The following is a 463-nucleotide window of genomic DNA, read 5'->3' as shown; positions in this document are numbered from 1 at the left end:
TCGGCGGTGACCTGGTCTCCGTGGCCGACCTGCTCACCGCACTGGCCGAACTCGACATCGAACTCGTCGCCACCCTCAACGCCGACCAACTCGCCGCCGTCACCACCCTGCCCGACAACGTCCGGGCCGTCGACTTCGTCCCCCTCAACGAACTCGCCCCCACCTGCACCGCCATCATCCACCACGGCGGCTTCGGCACCCTCGGCAACGTCCTCGTCCACGGCATCCCCAGCCTCACCGTCCCCGCACCCTGGTGGGACGAGAAGGACCTCGGCACCCACCTGCACAACCGACACGCCGGCATCCACCTCGACCCCCACACCCTCACCCCCGACACCGTCAAGACCGCCCTACACCAACTCCTCACCGACCCCACCTACCAACACCACGCCACCAACGTCCAACACGACATACTCACCACCCCCACCCCCAACGACGTCACCACCCAACTCGAACAACTCGC

General features: G+C 67.2%; 1 protein-coding gene. It reads left to right on the top strand.

Going from position 1 to position 463, the window contains the following annotated elements:
• Nucleotides 1–20: 20 nt before the first annotated feature.
• On the top strand, nucleotides 21–463 hold a 443-nt coding region (locus ACFHVL_RS31455), incomplete at its 3' end, for a nucleotide disphospho-sugar-binding domain-containing protein (protein ID WP_416617259.1).

It is taken from the genome of Micromonospora sp. LOL_023 (assembly GCF_048060115.1).
GTDB lineage: Bacteria > Actinomycetota > Actinomycetes > Mycobacteriales > Micromonosporaceae > Micromonospora_E.
Note: the sequence above shows the minus strand (reverse complement) of the source record. Positions and strands in the feature narration are given on the sequence as shown.